This is a genomic window from Herminiimonas aquatilis (genome assembly GCF_042665175.1).
GTDB lineage: Bacteria > Pseudomonadota > Gammaproteobacteria > Burkholderiales > Burkholderiaceae_D > Oxalicibacterium > Oxalicibacterium aquatilis.
In genome coordinates this window covers 20,995-40,038 of sequence record NZ_JBHTCC010000002.1, presented here as the reverse complement: position 1 = coordinate 40,038, position 19,044 = coordinate 20,995, and the positions used below count along the sequence as shown (strand labels likewise).

Sequence of the window (19,044 nt, the reverse complement as noted above, 5' to 3'; positions counted from 1 at the left end):
CCCGTTTAAATGCGGCCAGCGGTCACGCCGCCATCAACCGGCAGAACAGTGCCAGTAATCCAGGACGCGCTTGACGAGGCAAGAAACAACATTGCTTCCGCAACGTCGGCTGGCTGACCATTGCGTCCCAACGGATGAAAAGCGTTAAATGACGGCAGTGTGTCTTTCACTTGATCGTCGGTCATGAAGGTGTTGTAGACCGGCGTTTCCACTACTGCTGGCGCTACCGTGTTGATGCGAATATTGAACGGTGCCAGTTCGATTGCGAGATTGCGCGTCAGTGCATGCACGCCAGCGTTGGCGGCGGAATAAGCAGCAGAAGGTGTCGCGCCAATGGCTTGAATCGCCCACAGCGAACCAGTCTGTACGATTGCGCCGCCGCCGCGTAATTGCATGGCTTTCGCTGCAGCTTGCGCCATGAAGAACTTACCTTTCAAAATCGTGTCCAGGAACCAGCTGTATTCTTGTTCATCGACTTCAAGAAATGCTTTCGGTTTAAAAACACCTGCATTATTGATCAAGATATCCACGCCGCCAAAAGCGTCGGTTGCAGCGGCAACCAATGCTTTTGCGGTGGAAGGCAAAGCGATATCACCGGCTACGTATAGAACTTTGCCGCCGATTTCCCTGGCGGCGTTTGCCAGTTTGGCCTCATCACGGCCGCCGATCACCACTGAAGCGCCTGCTGCCACCAGACGTTTCGCTACTTCCTTACCAATTCCCGAACTACCGCCGGTTACGATTGCAACCTTAGAAGAAAAACTATTCATGATATTTATCCTTAAGAAAATTGAACTACCTGAGCAGTATCGACATTGAAAGAGCTCGTGACAAATGAGATAATCCACGTCATCGACAAAGAAAAACTATCTTATATATGAAATATCCTGTTTATCTGAATGCGCTGCGGGCGTTCGAAGCAAGTGCCCGGCATCAGAGTTTCTCGGCAGCTGCGACGGAACTGAATGTCACGCCAGCAGCGGTAGGGCAGCAAGTACGAGGATTGGAAGAATGGCTTGGTACGCCGCTTTTTTATCGCAGCGGAACAGGCACATCAAGGTTGATGCCAACCGACACGGCGCAAAGAGCACTGCCGGATATTCGAGCCGGTTTTGATAAATTGAGCATTGGTCTGGAACGGCTCAAACAAGCATCGACAGGTGGCGCGTTGACTGTGACGGTCAGTCCGGCATTCGCGGCCAAATGGTTGATGCCACGAATCGACCGTTTTCATCAGGCTTATCCGCAAACAGATCTTCGACTTGACACTAACTTGAAGGCGCTGGATTTTCTCGCGAGCGGCATTGATGTAGGCGTGAGGTACGGTTCGGGGGACTGGCCTGGACTTGCAGCAATCAAATTAGCTGATGAAGAAATATATCCGGTTTGCTCGCCGAGCTATCTGAAACGTCATGGCCCGTTTGTGGATCCAGCTGCTCTTGCAGGACATACGCTGATTCATGATCTATCGATGCAGAATCATCCCGGCTTTCAAACGTGGCGAAGTTGGCTTGATGCCGCCGGATTTCCATCGGTGCAGTCGGAAAGAGGACTTCAGATCAATAACTCTGCTGCGGTACTACAAGCGGCAATCGATAACCAAGGCATTGCATTGGGTCGTAGTGTGATGATGCGCGAAGATCTGACAGTTGGGCGCCTGGTGAGATTATTCGAAACAATCTCCTCCCCATCTAAACTGGCTTATTACATCGTGTACCGACCAGAATGCGCAGAACTGCCTCGTGTTGCGGCATTCAGGGAATGGCTAATGTCAGAAGTCAATTGAGATTCAAATAGCGAAGAATTGCTGCCTTCTGCGTTAGCGACGTACTTCGGCAGGACTTTCGTGCTTGTTTGCCGAGTATTGAAAAAACCGTCGCGAAGACGGTTTTTTGTTTCTGCTATGCGCTGACGATCAGGAAGGTAAGCGTGGTTATTGCTAAATTATCCCAGCGTCGTCATATCGATCACAAAGCGGTAACGAACATCATTCTTTTCCATCCGTCCTCACGCATGATTCACGTCCTTGATTGCGATCATCTTCACATCACTGATGATATTGTGCTCGCCGCAGAAATCCAACATTTCCTGCGTTTCGGTCATGCCGCCGATACCGGAACCGAACATCGATTTGCGACCGAAAATCAGATTGGCGCCGACAATCGGTTCCAGCTCGGTCAGCACACCAACCATGCCCATTTTTCCATCCAGCTTTAGCAAGCCGAGATAAGGATTGGCGTCATGACAGACCGGAATCGTGTTGAGCAAAAAGTCGAAGCTGCCAGCATGTTTAGTCATTGCGGCAGGATCGCGCGAGACCAGAATTTCATCTGCGTCCTTGCCTTTATCCGGCGAGGTAGTAATCATCACCACATGCGCGTCCATCGCCTTGGCAAATTTGACGCCCATATAACCCAGGCCACCGAGGCCGATGATGCCAACCTTTTGTCCCGGGCCAATCTTGACGCAACGGTGAATACGTGGGGATACCGGCACACAGCAATGGCGCAACGGCTTTGACATCCAGCGTGCCAGGCACTTTGACGACGAAGCGTTCTTCCACCACAACGTGATCGGAGTAGTCGTCGAAGGTCAATTTGTCGCTGTCGTGTTCGGTCCCGTTATAAGTCCAGGTCGCACCTTTGGCACAATATTGTTCGAGATCGGCGTTGCATGCTGCGCAATGTCGGCATGAATCCAACTATGCAACCGACGCCGGCAATATCGCTCCCGTGCGCGCCGACCGCAGAAACGCGACCGACAATTTCATGACCGGGCGCCATCACTAGTACTCGCTCCACCGTTTGAATAGAACACTTGCATTCACGCCACCGAAGCCGAAGCCATTCGACATCGCATGCTCAATTTTCATATTACGTGCGCTATGCGTAACGATGTCGATGCCGTTAGCGCCAGAATCTATTGTTTTAAGATTCAATGTTGCTGGGACGACCTGATCGCGAAGCGCCAAAATGGTAAAGATGGCTTCGACACCTCCGGCCGCACCCAGCAAATGTCCAGTGGCAGATTTCGTAGACGTGACGGCTATGCGATTATCGGTACCAAATACCGCTTTGATTGCCGCTAATTCGCCAGCATCCCCAACCGGTGTAGACGTTGCGTGGGCATTCAAATGTTGAACGTCAGTCGCTATGATGCCTGCTTGCTGAAGTGCGATCGACATTGCACGAGCAGCACCACCGCCGTCCGCAGGGCCAGCCGTCATATGGTAGGCATCAGCAGTTGTCCCGTAGCCTATCAGTTCTGCGATTGGCTTCGCCCCTCGCGCTAATGCATGACTCAGTTCCTCTAATATGAGTATGCCAGCTCCTTCGCCCATAACGAAACCATCTCTCTCGTCATCAAAAGGACGCGATGCCGTAGTTGGGTCATCGTTAAAGTTTGTTGACAACGCGCGTGCAGCAGCGAACCCTCCGAGACTGACTCGATCAATTGCAGCCTCTGCCCCTCCGCATAGAACGACATCGGCTTCTTCATTTCTAATCATGCGTGCAGCATCGCCGATAGCTTGAACGCTCGCTGCGCAGGCGGTAACTGGAGCAGCAATCGGTCCTTTGAAACCATGCTTGATTGAAATATGCCCAGCCGCCAAGTTGATCAAGAATGAGGGAATGGTAAACGGCGATAGTCGATTCGGCCCTTTTTTGTCCGTAACCCGCACTGCGTTGGCAATCGCAGGGAATCCTCCGATTCCCGACGCAACTACGGTTGCGGTCCGTTCTTTTTCTGCCTCTGTCGTAGGATGCCAATCTGCCTGACGTAATGCCTCTTCTGATGCCACTAGGGCATACATAATGAATTTGTCCATTTTGCGCTGATCTTTCGAGGACACATGTTGGTCCGGATCGAATCCACCTGCCGGATCTTCCAAGGATGTTGGCACAACACCGCCCACCTTGGCTTCAATGCCATCGGTGACATCTTCCTCAAGTCGACGTATACCTGATTGTCCAGCTAATAATCGCGACCAAACGGTTTCGACTCCTGATCCCAAAGGCGAAACTATGCCCATGCCGGTAACAACAATACGACGATGTTTTTGGTGGGCCGCGATTGTGGTTGATTGAGAAACGATATTCAAACTTTCACTCCTGAATACTACCTATCAGAAGGTAGGAGTAGGTTATAAAAAAGCACAGCTCTTTGAAGTTATTTAGCTGTATATGGCTACGCGAAGTTGCTTTACAACCAAGTCGAATTCTTCACTCCGCCCGGTCATTCTCGATGAGATTAGCCCACCTTGGCACGCTGAAAAAACGTAGGATGCTAACTCCTTCATCGTTTTTGATTTTTTCTGCTTAATCGTGCCAATAACGTCGGTTAGCCACGAAACGTGGGTATTACGTAGATCGCGCGCAGCGATGCGCATTTCCTCTCCGATACATGACCAACCTGATGCCAAGCCGCCAGCCGGGCACACCTCAGCACCTACATCTACTGTTTTCCGAAACCGGCAGAAGTATGCGTCCAACTTTTTATGAGGATCAATTGGAGTCGATTCCGCCCATTCTTCAAAGCTAGCGCGTAGTTCACGAATTATTTCGACACCGAGCGATTCCTTTGATGGGAAATGGTGGTGCAGACTGGCCTTTCGTAACCCGATCTCATCAGCAATATCTTGGAAACTGAAGCCAAGATATGAACGTGTCTTAAGCAGTTGCTTGGCAAGCACGATAATATTATTTTTTGTGTTGGAAGGGGTAGTTAGTCGCATAACAATCCTACTAGAAGGAAGGTTATATTAACACGACATGATCGCAATAGGTCGGCATGGTTGTTTTGGTCTTCTTTCTGCGGACGGAGGAGGTGTTACGGTATCCGCCTAGAGAGCCGCAAATCTGCGTTTTGAATGGACACAAATTGTAAGGACGCATACCGCGTTAGCAATAAAAGCCCGCTTGCGCGGGCTCCCTTGCTATACCCAACAGAGTTATCGTTTCAACTTGCGATCCAGAAAATTGCGGATCACCGGTGCCATTTCGCCAAGATTGGTTTCAAGCGCAAAATGCCCGGCATTGTACAAATGGATTTCCGCTTTCGGTAAATCGGTCTTGTAAGCCTCTGCACCCGCCACCGCAAAGAAGGGATCCTTGTCGCCCCACACTGCGAGTAACGGTGGTTGGTATTTGCGGAAGTATTCCTGGAATTGCGGATATAGCGCGACGTTGCTGGCGTAGTCAAGGAACAGATCGAGCTGTACTTCTTCGTTCCCAGGACGTGCCATCAATGCGGAATCCAGCGTGTAACTCTCAGGTGAAACTAGAGCAGGATTCGGCGTACCGGTTTCGTATTGCCATTTCAGTCCGTCCGGTTGCAGAAATTGGCGCAGCGACTCGCGGTTTTCTACAGTCGGTGCTTTCCAGTATGTCTGGATAGGCGTCCATGCATTGGCCAAGCCGGCTTCATATGCATTACCGTTTTGCGAAACGATTGCGGTCACTCGCTCAGGATGGGCAAGGGCCAGGCGTAAGCCGACCGGTGCGCCATAGTCGAATATTTGTAGCGCGTAATGTGACAGCCCCAGTTTTTGAGTGAATCCATCAATCACCTTCGCGAGGTTCTCAAATGTATATTTGAAGTGAGCCCGATCCGGTGCCTCGGTGAAGCCAAAGCCCGGCAGATCCGGGGCAACCACATGGTAGCGATCCGCGAGTAACGGAATCAAGTTGCGATACATGAACGACGACGTCGGAAAGCCATGCAATAAAAGAATCGTCGGTTTGGATGGATCACCGGCCTCGCGATAGAACACTTTGACGTCGCCTACATCCACTTTGTGGAATGTAACGTTTGTAGTAGCGACCGATACAGGTTTGGCCTTGTGCGTTTTGGCCTGCGCTTGCGCACCGGTGGCGACGAAAGAAGCAGCGACGACCGTCGCGAGCAGAATTTTCTTTGAACTTAACATGATTTGAGCTTTCCGACGAATGGTTGATTAAGCAGCTGCGCGTGCACGCACAACCGGGAAGTCGATCTCAGTATGGGCTACCGAATTAATGTAGTTAGTCAACACATTGAGCGCGACGTGTGCAATGATTTCGATCACTTGCGCATCATCGTAACCGGCAGCTTTGACCGTCTGAATATCGCTATCATTAACATGACCACGATCGGTCGCGACCTTCAGAGCGAATGCTACTGCCGCTTCCGCTTTTGGGTCGCTGGAACTACCGCTGCGATTAGCAGTGATTTCGGCATCGCTCAGCTTGGCGAGATTCTTTGCCAGATAGGTATGGGCCGACAGACAGTAATCACAAGCGTTGAATTCAGCGATGGCCAAAGCGATACGCTCACGTGTAGGAGCCGGCAAAGCGCCTTTGTTAAGTGCGCCGGACAGATTTAAATAACCTTCCAGTGCAGCCGGATTGCTGCCGACCAAGCGAAATAGATTTGGCACGACGCCCAACTGTTTGTTGACTGCTTCGAGCAGTGGTTGCGATTTAGCAGGTGAATCAATGACAGTTGCTGGTGTAAAGAGACGGGACATGATGATTTTTCCTTTATGTGTTGGCGGCCGTGATTGGCACACACACATCCTAAATAATCTTAATAGAAATGATAATCCGGTAATATTGAGAACGATTTTTCCATAAATTGAGAATATGACAGACAGATTTGAATCGATGGCGCTGCTAGTGGAAGTAGTGGATGCGGGTAGTTTTTCCGGCGCAGCGCGGCGTCTTGGTATACCGCTTGCTACAGTCAGTCGTAAGATTGGTGAATTGGAAACGATGTTGAAAACACGCGTACTGCAGCGCTCAACGCGGCAGTTGTCAATGACAGAAGCGGGGCAAGCATATGTGGCGGCATGCCGACGCATCCTAGAGGAAGTCGACGAGGCCGAACGGGCCGTATCAGGCGAATACGCGGCACCAAAAGGCGATCTAGTTATTACAACGCCGATCGTATTTGGTCGCAAACATGTAATGCCTGTGGTCGCACAATTTTTAAAAGCGTATCCGGACATTAATGTACGCGTGGTGCTTGCCGATCATGTCGTACATCTTCTCGAAGAACATGTGGACATCGCGGTGCGCGTCGGAGAGCTTCCTGATAGCAACATGGTGGCAGCACGTATCGGAACGATAAACCGTGTGATGTGCGCAAGTCCCGCTTACCTGAAAAAGAACGGTACACCAAAGAAGCCGGATGATTTGAGTAAGCATCAATGCATAACGTTTGATGGATTAATGGCGCCAAAATTGTGGCAACTATGCGAGAACGGTCGCGAAATTAACGTGCCCGTTTTCTCGCGCGTGGTCGTCAATACTGCCGAAGCTGCGATTGAGGCGGCGGAATCCGATATCGGTATCACCAGTGTGCTGTGCTACCAAATTGCTGAGCGTGTGCGCGACAAGCAGTTGAAGATGGTGCTACGGGAATATGAGAGGGAGGCATGGCCTATCAACCTAGTACATGCTGGGCAAGGCATCCTACCATTGAAGGTACGCGCGTTTCTAGACTATGCGCGACCAAGATTGTCAGCTCGGCTCGATGCGGCGCATCACATGATGCTGTCGACACCGAATTCTGCGTCGGGACGATGATTGGATAATTGTCGCCGTATGGAAGATACATAAAATGATCGTCTGTAAAATGATCGTAAGGCATGCAGAGCAAATAGGGGCCTATGTCTGCATGCCGTTATAAGAGTGACTTACCCCGCAACCACGTCCGTCAGATACACTCCGTGCCACAGACCCTGCTTGACTCGGCGACTTGTCTCGTCGGTAATTACCTCATCAGCGCCCGCCTCGATCGCTTCATGCGACGCACGCACAACGTCCTCGGGGCGTGCCTTCGGCGCATCAATGCCATACGCCAGTTCTAATCGATAAAACCCGCATGAAAACCAAGAATTTGTGTGTCTTGGTTTTTCAACTCAATGCGCGACAGTTCGTAAGTAACCAAGCAGCCCCCTTGGTCACGGCATAGGTGTCAAGGAAGGGGGGCGGTGATCCAATTCAAAACAGAGAGCACGTTGAGCAGAGGGCGCCCCTGTTTGCAGAAAATCACCCAAACTAATCGTCTTCCAAGTTCGTGTTGATCTACCGGCCAAATATTCTTAGCTAGCGTTGTCATCAAATCGCGCGTTCATTGAGATTTACTGCGGCACATTGCCTGTGCTGTTCATTCAGCAGAAATTATTTTAAAAGTCTTTGTAACCAATATGTGTCGAATGACGTATTACTTAACAGATCGCCGAAAGCATTTTTTAAGATAGGCGATCAACACATTAACCTTATCAATTGGAGTCCAACATGAACGCACGTAATTTCGCAACCGCAGCATTCACCCTTGCAGCCATCGTTTCCGGTACTGCAATGGCACAAGACAAAACACCTGCCACCAAAACAGCTGTCGAAAAATGCTATGGCGTTTCGCTCGCAGGAAAAAATGATTGCAAAGCTGGTGCCGGTACCACCTGTGCAGGTACTTCGGTAACTGACTACCAAGGCAATGCTTGGAAAAACGTTCCAGCTGGCACTTGCACTTCGATCCAAACACCAAAAGGCCATGGTTCCTTGGAAGCGATCTAATTCGATTGCGTTGATTGCATAGCCGTCTGCACACCATGAATAAACCGGAACTCGGCGCTGGTCTCGGCCTGAAATCACAACACTACGAGGAAGCGCTGAACTGCGCGGATACTGGTTTATGGTTTGAAGTACATCCGGAAAACTACATGGTGGCAGGCGGCCCTAGATTGAGATGGCTGGACGCAATCCGTGAACGTCATCCGATTTCACTGCATGGCGTATCGTTATCACTGGCAGCAGATGCGCCGCCAAATGCAGAGCATCTGAAAAAACTGTCGGAACTGATCAATCGTACAGAGCCGGCGTTAGTCTCTGAACACCTAGCTTGGTCGGCATGGGGAGATCATTATTATCCCGACTTACTACCGTTTCCGCGAACTAACGCTTCTCTTGCACGTATTGCGGGCAATATTGAGCGTACTCAAGACCGTCTCGGTCGGCGAATTGCCGTTGAAAATCCGACACATTATTTACGTCTCGACCAGCATGAATGGGATGAGATCGACTTTTTGTCGGAACTTGTCAAACGTACCGGCTGCGGCTTGCTGCTAGATGTAAATAACGTTTTTATCAGCGCGAACAATTTGCAATTCGACGCTACACAATACTTGGAGCGCGTTCCTGGCGAGGCCGTGATGGAAATTCATCTGGCCGGCCATAACGAAGATAAAAACAACACATCACTGCTGATTGATTCACACGATGCTGCCATTGCGCCTGATGTTTGGGCGTTGTACAGCGTGTTCATCGAACGCATTGGCTCACGACCGACGTTGATTGAACGTGATGACCATATTCCTGCGTTCTCGGTTCTTCAAAAAGAACGGGAACATGCGCAAGACGTGCTTACGCGCCAGAAAACAAAATTACAAGTCACCGCATGAACAATACGCTCGAACGCTTTCAAGACGATTTCGTACAAGCGATCTACGGCGATCTTGGTGCCGATTCTTCGATAGCGGCATTAGTTGTACAACCGGGCTTTGCCATTTATCGCAATACGATTATCAAGGGTTGCATCGATGCATTGCAGGCCAACTATCCGACGGTAGAAAGATTAGTTGGTACCGAATGGTTCCGTGCTGCGGCTGCTATTTATGTGCGCGAGACGCGACCCACTAATGTCAGCTTGATGGAATATGGCGAAACGTTTGCCGATTTTCTCGTGCAGTTTGAACCAGCCAAAGAATTGCCTTATCTGGCAAATGTTGCACGACTCGATCGCTTCTGGGTCAAATCACATACGGCACTAGATGAAGAATCGATTGACCCGTCCGCACTTGGAAAGTTGCCTCCAGAAGAATTAGGCCAAGCCGTGCTGCGAACACTCGTCAGTGCCCATTGGATCTGGTTTGACACGCAACCAATTTACACAATCTGGAGCATCAATCGACAAGGGGAAACTCTTGCCGATAATATAGAGTGGATAGGACAGGGAGCTTTGCTTGTCCGCGATGATGGTGTCGTCACTTGGCGCAGTCTGGAACAGGGTGCATGTGCTTTTCTCGATGCCTGTGCAATTGGTATGCCGTTGGAACAGGCGGCCAATGCTGCGATAGAAGCGCAACCGTCGCTCGACATCGCACGCATGCTTTCCGATCTTCTTACCGCCGGCGTTTTTGCTTCCGTCGGACGCTCTGCACGAATTTCTTAATTGGAGACCCCCATGATGCAATCAAACGCAGTAACTAACACGCGGCTCGGTAAACTGAAAATGCAATGGAACACGTGTGCGGATTTCTTGAATCGCCTCCTAACGCATTCTTTTTTGGCGTTGGTAATGCGCTTCGGTATCGCATCGATCTTTTTTCTGTCAGGCCGCACCAAGGTAACGGGAATTTTGACCTTAACCGACAGCACCTATTCGTTGTTCTCAACCGATTATAAATTGCCACTGGTACCGCCGGATATTGCTGCGCACCTCGGGACGTATTCGGAACATCTGTTTCCGATCCTGCTGGTGTTCGGCCTGTTCACTCGCTTTGCAGCATTTGCGCTGTTTGGCATGACGGCTGTGATAGAGATATTCGTTTATCCGGACGCTTGGCCGACGCATCTGTCGTGGGCCGGGTTGCTGCTGTATTTGATTGCACGCGGAGGTGGTTCGGTGTCACTCGATCATAAATTAGGCATCAAATAATTTATATCAAGTTGTTTTAGCAAACCGTTTCGGCAGTGATAATCAATAATCTGCCGACAGCTAGTCACAAAATGTTTGCTCTCAATATAGGATTTCTTTGAAAGATCTGAGATAAACTATTATCTAATTCTTGATTCCACATATGCACCATTCTTTTTCATCTTTTTGCCGCCTAATTGCTTGCCTTCTGGTCATGACCGTTCTGACTTCAGGAATAGCAATGGCTGCCTACGTCTGTCCGCAGACAACGGCTCCTGTGCAAGAGATGGCGATGGGCGACACACCGTGTGCAGGGATGGATATCGAGAAGCCGGTTCATTGTGCTTCCCACCAATCAGGTACGCAGCTGGCACTTGAACATCTGGCCGCCGCACCATTGCTGGCGCCAACCATTGTTTCATTCATCATGCCGGCACCTCTGCCGGTTGTTCCTGCAGTTCTGGCTTCAGCCTGGACAGACATTCCTCTGGAATTAGGCGTAGCTCCGCCTTATCTCCGCACGCAACGACTCCGCATTTGATTTAACCCCCAGTTGTTTCGCTGACCGGCATTGTGCCGTGGTCGGCGTTCGTCTTCATTATCGGGGGTTATATGTTTTTGCGTATCCACGCGCCACTGAATCATCAGTCGCGCACTCTGTGCAAAATCAGCGTTTTACTGGCGTTGGCTTTTGGTACATCTTTTGTTCACGCCCAATCCAATGGACTCACATTAAACGAAGCATTGCAGCTTTCATTGCAGCGCTCATCACTGACCAAGGCCGCTAATGCATCCGTATTGGCCAGTCGTGAATCAGCAGCGAAAGCCGACCAATTGCCGGACCCGATGCTGAAAGTTGGCATCGATAATCTGCCTGTGACTGGTGCTGACCGTTACAGCACCACAAGCGACTTCATGACCATGCGTCGGGTTGGTATCGAACAGCAATGGGTATCTTCCGACAAACGTGTTGCACGGTCAGCACGTGCCCAGCGCGCTGTCGAAATGGAAGAAAGTACTTATCTGGAAAGCGTTGCCAAGGTGCGGGAAGAAGCAGCCAAGGCATGGGTAAATGTACTTTATGGTCAGCGCACATTGGCATTGGTCAGTGCAATGGAAAAAGAAGCGGCCGAAGACCTGAATGCGATGAATGCTGCCCATCGAGGTGCCAAGGCAAACGCCTCGGACGTAATGCAAGCGCAATTGACGCTCTCGCAAACGCAAGATGCGACGCGCAAGAACACACAGGATTTGAGAAATGCGCGCCTTGCGCTAAGCCGCTGGACTGGCATGCCAGCCGCCACTGTCGCCGACGAGACACCCAAACTGACTTCACATGTGCCTGGGTTGCCGGTAGAAGAACTCGAAAAATATCATCCGATGCTTTTAAGTGCGCGTCGAGCGGTGAATCTAGCAGATGCCGACAGCACAGTAGCAAGCCGTGAAAGCAATCCAGACTGGTCGCTTGAAGCCGCTTACAGTCAGCGCGGCAGTCAGTATTCAAACATGGTGTCTTTTGGCATCAGCATTCCTCTGGCCGTTAATCGTGCGCAAAAACAGAATCGCGACATTGCAGAAAAATCCGCGCTAGGTACCAAGGCCAGGATGCAATACGAAGAAGCATTGCGTGAACTACAGGCTGAAATCGAGAATCAATCGTCCACTCTGGAAAGTCTCAAAGCCCGTGTAACGCAACTCAATGCGCAATTGCTGCCGGCAGCATCGCAGCAGGTGGAACTGGCAACTGCTGCTTACCGTTCGGGTGCCGGCAGTCTGAGTGCCGTATTCAATGCAAAAAAAATGTTGTTGGAACGACGGCTGCAAATAGCCGAGCTTGAAAGAGAAGCGGCGCTGACCTGGGCGGCGCTGGAATATCACGTGGTTCCACATGACATGGCGTCTGCAGGAGAAATGAAATGAAATCGAAGTTCGCATTGAAAACGATTGTGTTGGTATTAGCAGGTGCTGGCCTCATGTTTGGCGGGTATTGGGTCGGCACGCAAAGAAGTATGGATAACGCTGCTACATCTGGCGCGGCAACCGAGAAAGTTGACCCGAAGACGGGCCGCAAAGTCTTGTATTGGCACGACCCTATGGTCCCGGGAAACAAGTTCGACAAGCCAGGCAAAAGTCCTTTCATGGATATGCAGTTGGTACCGGTTTATGCGGATGAAGGTTCAGAAGATGGCGGCGTAAAAGTCAGCCCCACACTTCAGCAGAATCTGGGTATTCGATTTGCAACCGTAAGACGCGAAGAAGTACGCGATGCATTTGAAATGGTCGGCACCACGCAGTTCGATGAGAGTGCATCGGAAGTCGTGCAAAGCCGCGTGACGGGATATATAGACAAACTGTATGCTCGTTCGCCTCAGCAGCGCATCAAGCGTGGCGAAGCAATTGCTTCGATTTTCGTTCCTGACTGGATTGCACCGCAAGAGGAATATCTGGCTCTCAAGCGTGGTGGCAATACGGAACTGGCATCGGCTGCCCGACAAAGAATGCGCGCGATGTCTATTCCGGACGGATTGATCAATCAGGCAGACCGCACCGGGCAGTCTCAAAAACACTTTACGCTGACATCACCGGTTACTGGCGTCATCACTGAGCTGTCTGTGCGTGATGGCGCGATGGTAACGCCCGGCATGACCATCGCAAAAATCGCTGGCTTAAACAAAGTCTGGCTACTAGCGGAAGTACCCGAAGCACTGAACAATTCAGTCCGTTCCGGCATGACGGTGGAAGCCACGTTCTCCGGTGACGCGAATAGAAAATACAGCGGCAAGGTTAGAGAAATCCTGCCGGGTATCAGTACTGCGACACGGACCTTGCAGGCTCGACTGGAGCTGGATAATCGTGATGGCAGTCTCACGCCGGGCATGCTGATGCGTGTTCGTCTGGATACCGAGAAGTCCGTTTCACGTCTTCTGGTTCCTAGTGAAGCCGTGATTGCAAGCGGCAAGCAATCCATCGTTCTGGTGGTTGGCGAAAACAACAGCATGCAACCTGTGGTTGTGACGACGGGCCGTGATAGCGGAAACGATACCGAGATTTTGAGTGGCTTGAGCGAAGGGCAGAAGGTAGTCGCCTCGGGGCAATTCCTTATCGATTCGGAAGCTAGCTTGAAGTCGGTATTACCCAAGTTTTCCGGCAATAGCCAGACAATGCGGCCGGCAACGTCTCCTGTTCATCGGGGCGTCGGCACGGTAGAAAAAGTAACGCCAAAAGCACTGACTCTTTCGCACAAGCCGATTGCTGAACTTGAATGGGATGCGATGACGATGGACTTTTACAAGTCGCGTCCCGAGTTATTCAGCGAGATAAAAGCAGGGCAGGAAGTTGAGTTTTCATTCAGGGAAAATGACGACGGCTACCTGCTCGAAAGTGTCAAACCAGTCGGAGGCAAGCAATGATTGCGCGAATTATTCGCTGGTCCATTGCCAACCGATTCTGGGTGCTGCTTGCTGCGCTCGTCATTGCAGGATGGGGTCTATGGTCGTTAAACAAAACACCTTTGGACGCATTGCCGGACCTGTCGGACACGCAAGTCATCATTCGCGCCCAGTATCCCGGCAAGGCACCGCAGATAGTGGAAGACCAGGTTACTTACCCACTGACTACGGCATTGTTGGCTGTTCCCGGCGCCAAGACTGTCCGTGGTTATTCCTTCTTTGGCGACTCGTTTGTGTATGTTCTTTTCGATGATGCGACGGACCAATACTGGGCTCGCTCCAGAGTCCTGGAATACATCAGCCAAGTGCAAAGCCGTTTGCCTCAGGGTGTGCGGGCCGAGCTTGGGCCGGATGGAACCGGAGTCGGCTGGGTATTTGAATATGCGCTGGTCGACCGTACTGGGCAAAACGACCTCAGTCAGTTGCGAACATTGAACGACTGGTTTTTGAAGTTCGAACTTAAAACCGTGCCGGATGTAGCCGAGGTAGCCAGCATCGGCGGCATGGTGAAACAGTATCAAGTCATCCTCGACCCGGACAAGTTACGCGCTTTCGGTATCTCTCACGCCAAGGTGCTCGATGCATTGGCGAAGGCAAACCAGGAATCCGGTGGTTCGGTCGTCGAAATGGCCGAGACAGAATACATGGTGCGCTCGCACGGGTATCTGCGCTCACTGGAAGACTTCCGCAATGTTCTACTCAACGCAAATGATGCGGGTACGCCAGTATTGCTCAGGGATGTGGCAACTGTTCGCATTGGTCCTGAAATGCGTCGCGGGATTGCGGAGTTGAATGGAGAAGGTGAGGTCGCCGGCGGCGTCGTTGTCATGCGCTCCGGCAAGAACGCGCTGGAAACCATCAAAGCAGTCAAGGCAAAGCTCGCTACCTTGCAAAGCTCGCTTCCTAAAGGTGTGGAAGTCGTCACGACCTACGACCGCTCCAAATTGATTACGGCAGCAGTCACGAACCTAAGGGACAAGCTGATTGAAGAGTTTGTAGTGGTCGCACTGGTCTGCGCCATCTTCCTGTTCCATCTGCGCAGTGCCTTGGTTGCCATCATTTCGCTACCCTTGGGCGTGCTCGCTGCCTTCATTGTGATGCGCTACCAGGGCGTCAATGCCAATCTGATGTCCCTGGGGGGTATCGCCATTGCAGTCGGTGCCATGGTCGATGCAGCAATTGTCATGATTGAGAATGCGCACAAGCATCTGGAGGCGTATTCGCACGCGCATCCGAATCAGGAAATCAGTGCGAAAGAGCGCTGGGACTTGATTGCAGAATCGGCTATCGAGGTAGGGCCTGCACTGTTCTTTTCACTACTTATTGTTACGCTATCTTTCATTCCGGTATTCGCATTGGAAGCGCAGGAGGGCAAGCTGTTCGCGCCACTGGCGTATACAAAAACCTACACCTTGGCTGCGGCAGCCGGACTGGCGATTACTTTGATACCGGTACTGATGGGGTACATGATACGTGGGCGTATTCCAAGCGAGGCATCGAATCCGATTAATCGCGTACTGATACGAATATATCGACCTTGGTTGAATGCCAGTCTGGCGCATCCGAAATGGACGATTGCGATTGCATTTATCGCTCTTGTCCTGACAGTGATTCCACTATTCAAACTGGGTGGCGAATTCCTGCCACCTCTGGACGAAGGTGATTTGCTGTACATGCCTTCTGCATTGCCTGGACTGTCAGCATCCAAAGCCAGCGAATTGCTGCAACAGACAGACCGTTTAATCAAGACGGTACCTGAAGTCGCCACGGTATTTGGCAAAGCCGGCCGCGCAGAATCGGCAACCGACCCTGCGCCTTTGGAGATGTTTGAAACGACCATACAGTTCAAACCGAAAGACCAATGGCGTGCCGGCATGACCTCTGCAAAGCTCATTGAAGAACTGGACCGGATAGTCAAGGTTCCGGGACTATCGAATGTTTGGGTGCCGCCTATCCGTAATCGTATCGACATGCTTTCGACAGGTATCAAGACGCCTGTCGGTGTGAAGGTATCCGGTGCCGACCTCGGACAAATCGACAAGATCGCTACGCAAATCGAAGCCGTCGTCAAAAAGGTACCCGGGGTGACTTCTGCGCTGGCGGAACGCGTAAGCGGCGGACGTTATATCGATGTTGATATCGACCGAGCAAAAGCTGCAAGATATGGCCTTGCGGTGACGGATGTGCAGTCGGTCATTTCATCTGCGATTGGCGGAGAAAACATTGGAGAGGTTGTGGATGGACGCCAGCGTTTTCCTATCAATGTCCGCTATCCGCAGGAATATCGAAATTCGGTACAGACACTGCGCGAATTCCCTATCGTGACAGAGAGAGGTGCGCAGGTAAGGCTAGGCGATATTACGAACATCAAGGTAAGCGATGGGCCGCCGATGATACGCAGCGAGAACGCACGGCTTTCTGGTTGGGTCTATGTCGATGTACGCGGAACTGACTTGCACACAGCCGTGAAAGCAATGCAGGCAGCGGTGGCAAAAGAAGTGCAACTCCCACCTGGATATTCGATAGGCTGGTCGGGGCAGTTTGAATACCTGGAACGGGCGCTCGCCAAGTTGCAAACGGTGATTCCGTTAACTCTGGCCGTCATCCTTATCCTCCTGTATCTGGCGTTTCGCTCAGTATCTGAGGCATTGCTACTCATGTTGACAGTACCTTTTGCACTCATCGGCGGCTTCTGGTTTGTATGGTTGTTGGGGCATGCTGTTTCGGTTGCCACTGCGGTCGGTTTTATTGCACTGGCAGGATTGGCGGCTGAGTTCGGTGTTGTGATGCTGGTGTATCTACGTAATTCATTGAATCAGCGATTGCAGTCCGGCTTGCCATTGACCAAGGAGCTCATTGCGGAAGCGATACGAGAAGGAGCGGTACTGCGTGTGCGTCCCAAAGCCATGACAGTGGCAGTTATCCTGGCTGGCCTTATCCCGATTATGTTCGGCAGTGGCGCCGGCTCTGAAGTAATGCAGCGGATTGCGGCACCGATGGTGGGCGGCATGATTACCGCACCATTGTTATCGCTTTTTGTGATTCCAGCAGCATGGCGTTTGCTTCAAGAACGCAAATTACGTTTGGCAGTACAAAACAAATCAATTTAACTACTAAGGAGTATCAAATGAAGAAATCGTTTTTGAATCTGGTGGCAGTCTGTGGATTATCCATTCTGGCAGTGAACGTCTACGCTGAACAAGGCAGCAAAGGAATGGACATGGCAGGGATGAAGATGGATAGCATGCAGGTGAAACCAGCGAGTGCAACAGCCTTATCTGACGGTGAAGTCAAAGCTGTCGACAAAGAAAACAAAAGCATTACTTTGAAACATGGACGCATCAAAAGTGCGACGGTAGAGATGGGAGCAATGACCATGCAATTTGCAGTGAAAGACAAAACGCTGCTTTCAAATGTAAAAGCGGGTGATAAGGTGAAATTTACGGTCGAGAACATAGATGGCATCGCGACAGTAACGACTTTATCTGTCTCAAAACAATAATCTAGGCTGCTCTCGTCGCTAGGTGTACCAGAGCAGTTGCACAGGTTGAATTTTCATTTGAGTCGGAAGCAGACGTTAGCTACCGACTCAATCCTTTCAACTTGCAAGTTATTTAAGTTGCTTGCTGAATTTGTTGTGTAAGGCATTCACTTTTTCGGATGCATCTTTGGAAAATTTCTGTCTTTCAAAGATTTGCAAAACTCCCGGAAAGACTGCAAATGCGTCCAGCAGATCCGATGCGTTAACACCATTTGCGTGGGTGGCTTCGTTGCCAACAAGTTTTAACGCTTTTAGCCAGATGGCTTCTTCGTTATGTTTATCAGCCATGAGGTCGATGCATTGATGAAGATTTTTCCCCTTGTATCCCAGTTCTTCGCAAACTCGCTCTATTGCGCGTCGTAATTTGAAGCCTGCGGTCGATATGTCACTGTGAAAGTAATTAAATGCTTGTAGTAGCTCTTGTCTGATACTTTCAGGAACACTAGAAGCTATTTCGAAGAGCGGGACTGAAGGACAAAAGTATTCATGTTTAACAGCAACAGTGGAGAAGTTCTTATTGCTCCGATATATCGCTGAACCGATTCCAAGAACAACGCCCCCACAATCCTGACAATAAAGAGTCGAGTGAAAAATTCCTGGAGTCGCTTCCTCTTTAGTGACTAATTCTGTAACAGCTAAGACGAGCTTCCAACCATCCCCACCGAGTGCTTCCCGATTCCTTTTTGTTTCGGCGATCGACCTGTTTGCAGCAATGTGACACCTATGAGCAGGGCTCTCATCTACAGATAATGATTCAACATCTAAAGTCAATGACTCCTCTAAACAATAAGGGCAGGGTAATTGTGGAGTTGAGCTAGGCGTGTGAAAATCATTGAGGTGAAGCCATTGATATTTAGTAAGAAACATTGGGTGGTTGGGTGAAGTCGATGAAATATGGCATAGCGATGACTGTGCGATTGTAAAGGCAAATGATGCAGAGCGACACTATAGAAACAGCCACTTGATACTCGCATCGATGTTGCCATTAACGGCCAAATCTAGTTAGCGGTTCGCTGATCATTTTGACGCTACTGATCATTACATGTGCCGTTGTACTTTCAGTTCGCCGATCAAAAAAATATACAGATTTGCTTGTTCGTAAAAAGCTGCGTTGAATGTCTCCTTTGGGTCGAAAGCAGACGTCCGCTATTGGCCAAAAGGAATACAAGCACTACAGTTCCCAAAATTTTTGCTTGATTTGTAACAAAGAATAATAAAAACAGCATTTCGGATACCTCGGCGCAGAGTTAATGCATATCGAGGAGAACGTTATGTCATATCAATGCCAAGTCGAAAAATGCATGTGTGTAATTCAGAAAGCCAATGTGACATGTTTGAAAGATGTAAAAGGCACTTATTTCGTTTGTTCCGTTT

18 protein-coding genes are annotated in these 19,044 nt (G+C 50.4%); 11 read left to right on the top strand and 7 right to left on the bottom strand.

Annotated features, from left to right (window positions below):
- Positions 1 to 5 precede the first annotated feature (5 nt).
- Positions 6 to 770 (bottom strand): SDR family NAD(P)-dependent oxidoreductase, encoded by a 765-nt coding sequence (locus ACFQO0_RS09685; protein ID WP_012078779.1) that lies wholly within the window; start codon positions 768 to 770, stop codon positions 6 to 8.
- A gap of 107 nt (positions 771 to 877) precedes the next feature.
- On the opposite strand from ACFQO0_RS09685, the gene gcvA reads away from it, so the two are divergent.
- Positions 878 to 1,786 (top strand): transcriptional regulator GcvA, encoded by a 909-nt coding sequence (gene gcvA, locus ACFQO0_RS09680; protein ID WP_012078780.1) that lies wholly within the window; start codon positions 878 to 880, stop codon positions 1,784 to 1,786.
- A gap of 221 nt (positions 1,787 to 2,007) precedes the next feature.
- On the opposite strand, the gene ACFQO0_RS09675 is transcribed toward gcvA, so the two are convergent.
- From ACFQO0_RS09675 to ACFQO0_RS09655, 5 genes are all read right to left on the bottom strand, one after another.
- The gene (locus ACFQO0_RS09675) at positions 2,008 to 2,523 is read right to left on the bottom strand and encodes a zinc-binding dehydrogenase (RefSeq protein WP_012078781.1); all 516 of its coding nucleotides are present in this window, start codon (positions 2,521 to 2,523) and stop codon (positions 2,008 to 2,010) included.
- 262 nt (positions 2,524 to 2,785) lie between these two features.
- Entirely contained in the window at positions 2,786 to 4,102 is a 1,317-nt protein-coding gene (fabF, locus tag ACFQO0_RS09670; protein ID WP_012078783.1) for a beta-ketoacyl-ACP synthase II, read from the bottom strand.
- Positions 4,103 to 4,174: 72 nt separating this feature from the next.
- Entirely contained in the window at positions 4,175 to 4,735 is a 561-nt protein-coding gene (locus tag ACFQO0_RS09665) for a TetR/AcrR family transcriptional regulator (RefSeq protein WP_012078784.1), read from the bottom strand.
- Positions 4,736 to 4,951: 216 nt separating this feature from the next.
- Positions 4,952 to 5,929, bottom strand: a complete 978-nt coding sequence (locus ACFQO0_RS09660) for an alpha/beta fold hydrolase (RefSeq protein WP_012078785.1) — start codon at positions 5,927 to 5,929, stop codon at positions 4,952 to 4,954.
- A gap of 27 nt (positions 5,930 to 5,956) precedes the next feature.
- Entirely contained in the window at positions 5,957 to 6,508 is a 552-nt protein-coding gene (locus tag ACFQO0_RS09655) for a carboxymuconolactone decarboxylase family protein (protein ID WP_041296393.1), read from the bottom strand.
- Between the two features lie 115 nt (positions 6,509 to 6,623).
- Here ACFQO0_RS09655 and ACFQO0_RS09650 point away from each other — a divergent pair, with 115 nt between their 5' ends.
- The 10 genes from ACFQO0_RS09650 to ACFQO0_RS09605 all read left to right on the top strand — a co-directional run bounded on the left by ACFQO0_RS09650 (position 6,624) and on the right by ACFQO0_RS09605 (position 17,631).
- Positions 6,624 to 7,568, top strand: a complete 945-nt coding sequence (locus ACFQO0_RS09650; RefSeq protein WP_012078787.1) for a LysR family transcriptional regulator — start codon at positions 6,624 to 6,626, stop codon at positions 7,566 to 7,568.
- Between the two features lie 714 nt (positions 7,569 to 8,282).
- On the top strand, positions 8,283 to 8,561 hold the full coding sequence (locus ACFQO0_RS09645; protein ID WP_012078788.1) for a BufA1 family periplasmic bufferin-type metallophore: 279 nt from the start codon (positions 8,283 to 8,285) through the stop codon (positions 8,559 to 8,561).
- 35 nt (positions 8,562 to 8,596) lie between these two features.
- Positions 8,597 to 9,445 (top strand): MNIO family bufferin maturase, encoded by an 849-nt coding sequence (bufB, locus tag ACFQO0_RS09640; RefSeq protein WP_012078789.1) that lies wholly within the window; start codon positions 8,597 to 8,599, stop codon positions 9,443 to 9,445.
- Positions 9,442 to 10,215 carry an HvfC/BufC N-terminal domain-containing protein gene (locus tag ACFQO0_RS09635; RefSeq protein ID WP_012078790.1) on the top strand — a complete coding sequence of 258 codons (774 nt, stop codon included), beginning with the start codon at positions 9,442 to 9,444 and terminating at the stop codon, positions 10,213 to 10,215. Before bufB ends, ACFQO0_RS09635 begins: the two co-directional genes overlap by 4 nt.
- 60 nt (positions 10,216 to 10,275) lie before the next feature.
- Entirely contained in the window at positions 10,276 to 10,701 is a 426-nt protein-coding gene (locus ACFQO0_RS09630) for a DoxX family protein (RefSeq protein ID WP_041296871.1), read from the top strand.
- A gap of 220 nt (positions 10,702 to 10,921) precedes the next feature.
- A complete protein-coding gene (locus ACFQO0_RS09625; RefSeq protein ID WP_238380038.1) occupies positions 10,922 to 11,221 on the top strand; it encodes a hypothetical protein in 300 nt (99 codons plus the stop codon).
- 71 nt (positions 11,222 to 11,292) lie between these two features.
- A complete protein-coding gene (locus ACFQO0_RS09620; protein WP_012078793.1) occupies positions 11,293 to 12,600 on the top strand; it encodes a TolC family protein in 1,308 nt (435 codons plus the stop codon).
- On the top strand, positions 12,597 to 14,090 hold the full coding sequence (locus ACFQO0_RS09615; protein WP_012078794.1) for an efflux RND transporter periplasmic adaptor subunit: 1,494 nt from the start codon (positions 12,597 to 12,599) through the stop codon (positions 14,088 to 14,090). Before ACFQO0_RS09620 ends, ACFQO0_RS09615 begins: the two co-directional genes overlap by 4 nt.
- Positions 14,087 to 17,239 carry an efflux RND transporter permease subunit gene (locus ACFQO0_RS09610; RefSeq protein WP_382234129.1) on the top strand — a complete coding sequence of 1,051 codons (3,153 nt, stop codon included), beginning with the start codon at positions 14,087 to 14,089 and terminating at the stop codon, positions 17,237 to 17,239. Before ACFQO0_RS09615 ends, ACFQO0_RS09610 begins: the two co-directional genes overlap by 4 nt.
- 17 nt (positions 17,240 to 17,256) lie before the next feature.
- Positions 17,257 to 17,631, top strand: a complete 375-nt coding sequence (locus tag ACFQO0_RS09605) for a copper-binding protein (protein WP_012078796.1) — start codon at positions 17,257 to 17,259, stop codon at positions 17,629 to 17,631.
- Positions 17,632 to 17,739: 108 nt separating this feature from the next.
- Here the strand turns inward: ACFQO0_RS09605 and ACFQO0_RS09600 are convergent, their stop codons facing one another.
- Positions 17,740 to 18,537 (bottom strand): DUF4145 domain-containing protein, encoded by a 798-nt coding sequence (locus ACFQO0_RS09600; protein ID WP_012078797.1) that lies wholly within the window; start codon positions 18,535 to 18,537, stop codon positions 17,740 to 17,742.
- Between the last annotated feature and the right edge of the window lie 507 nt (positions 18,538 to 19,044).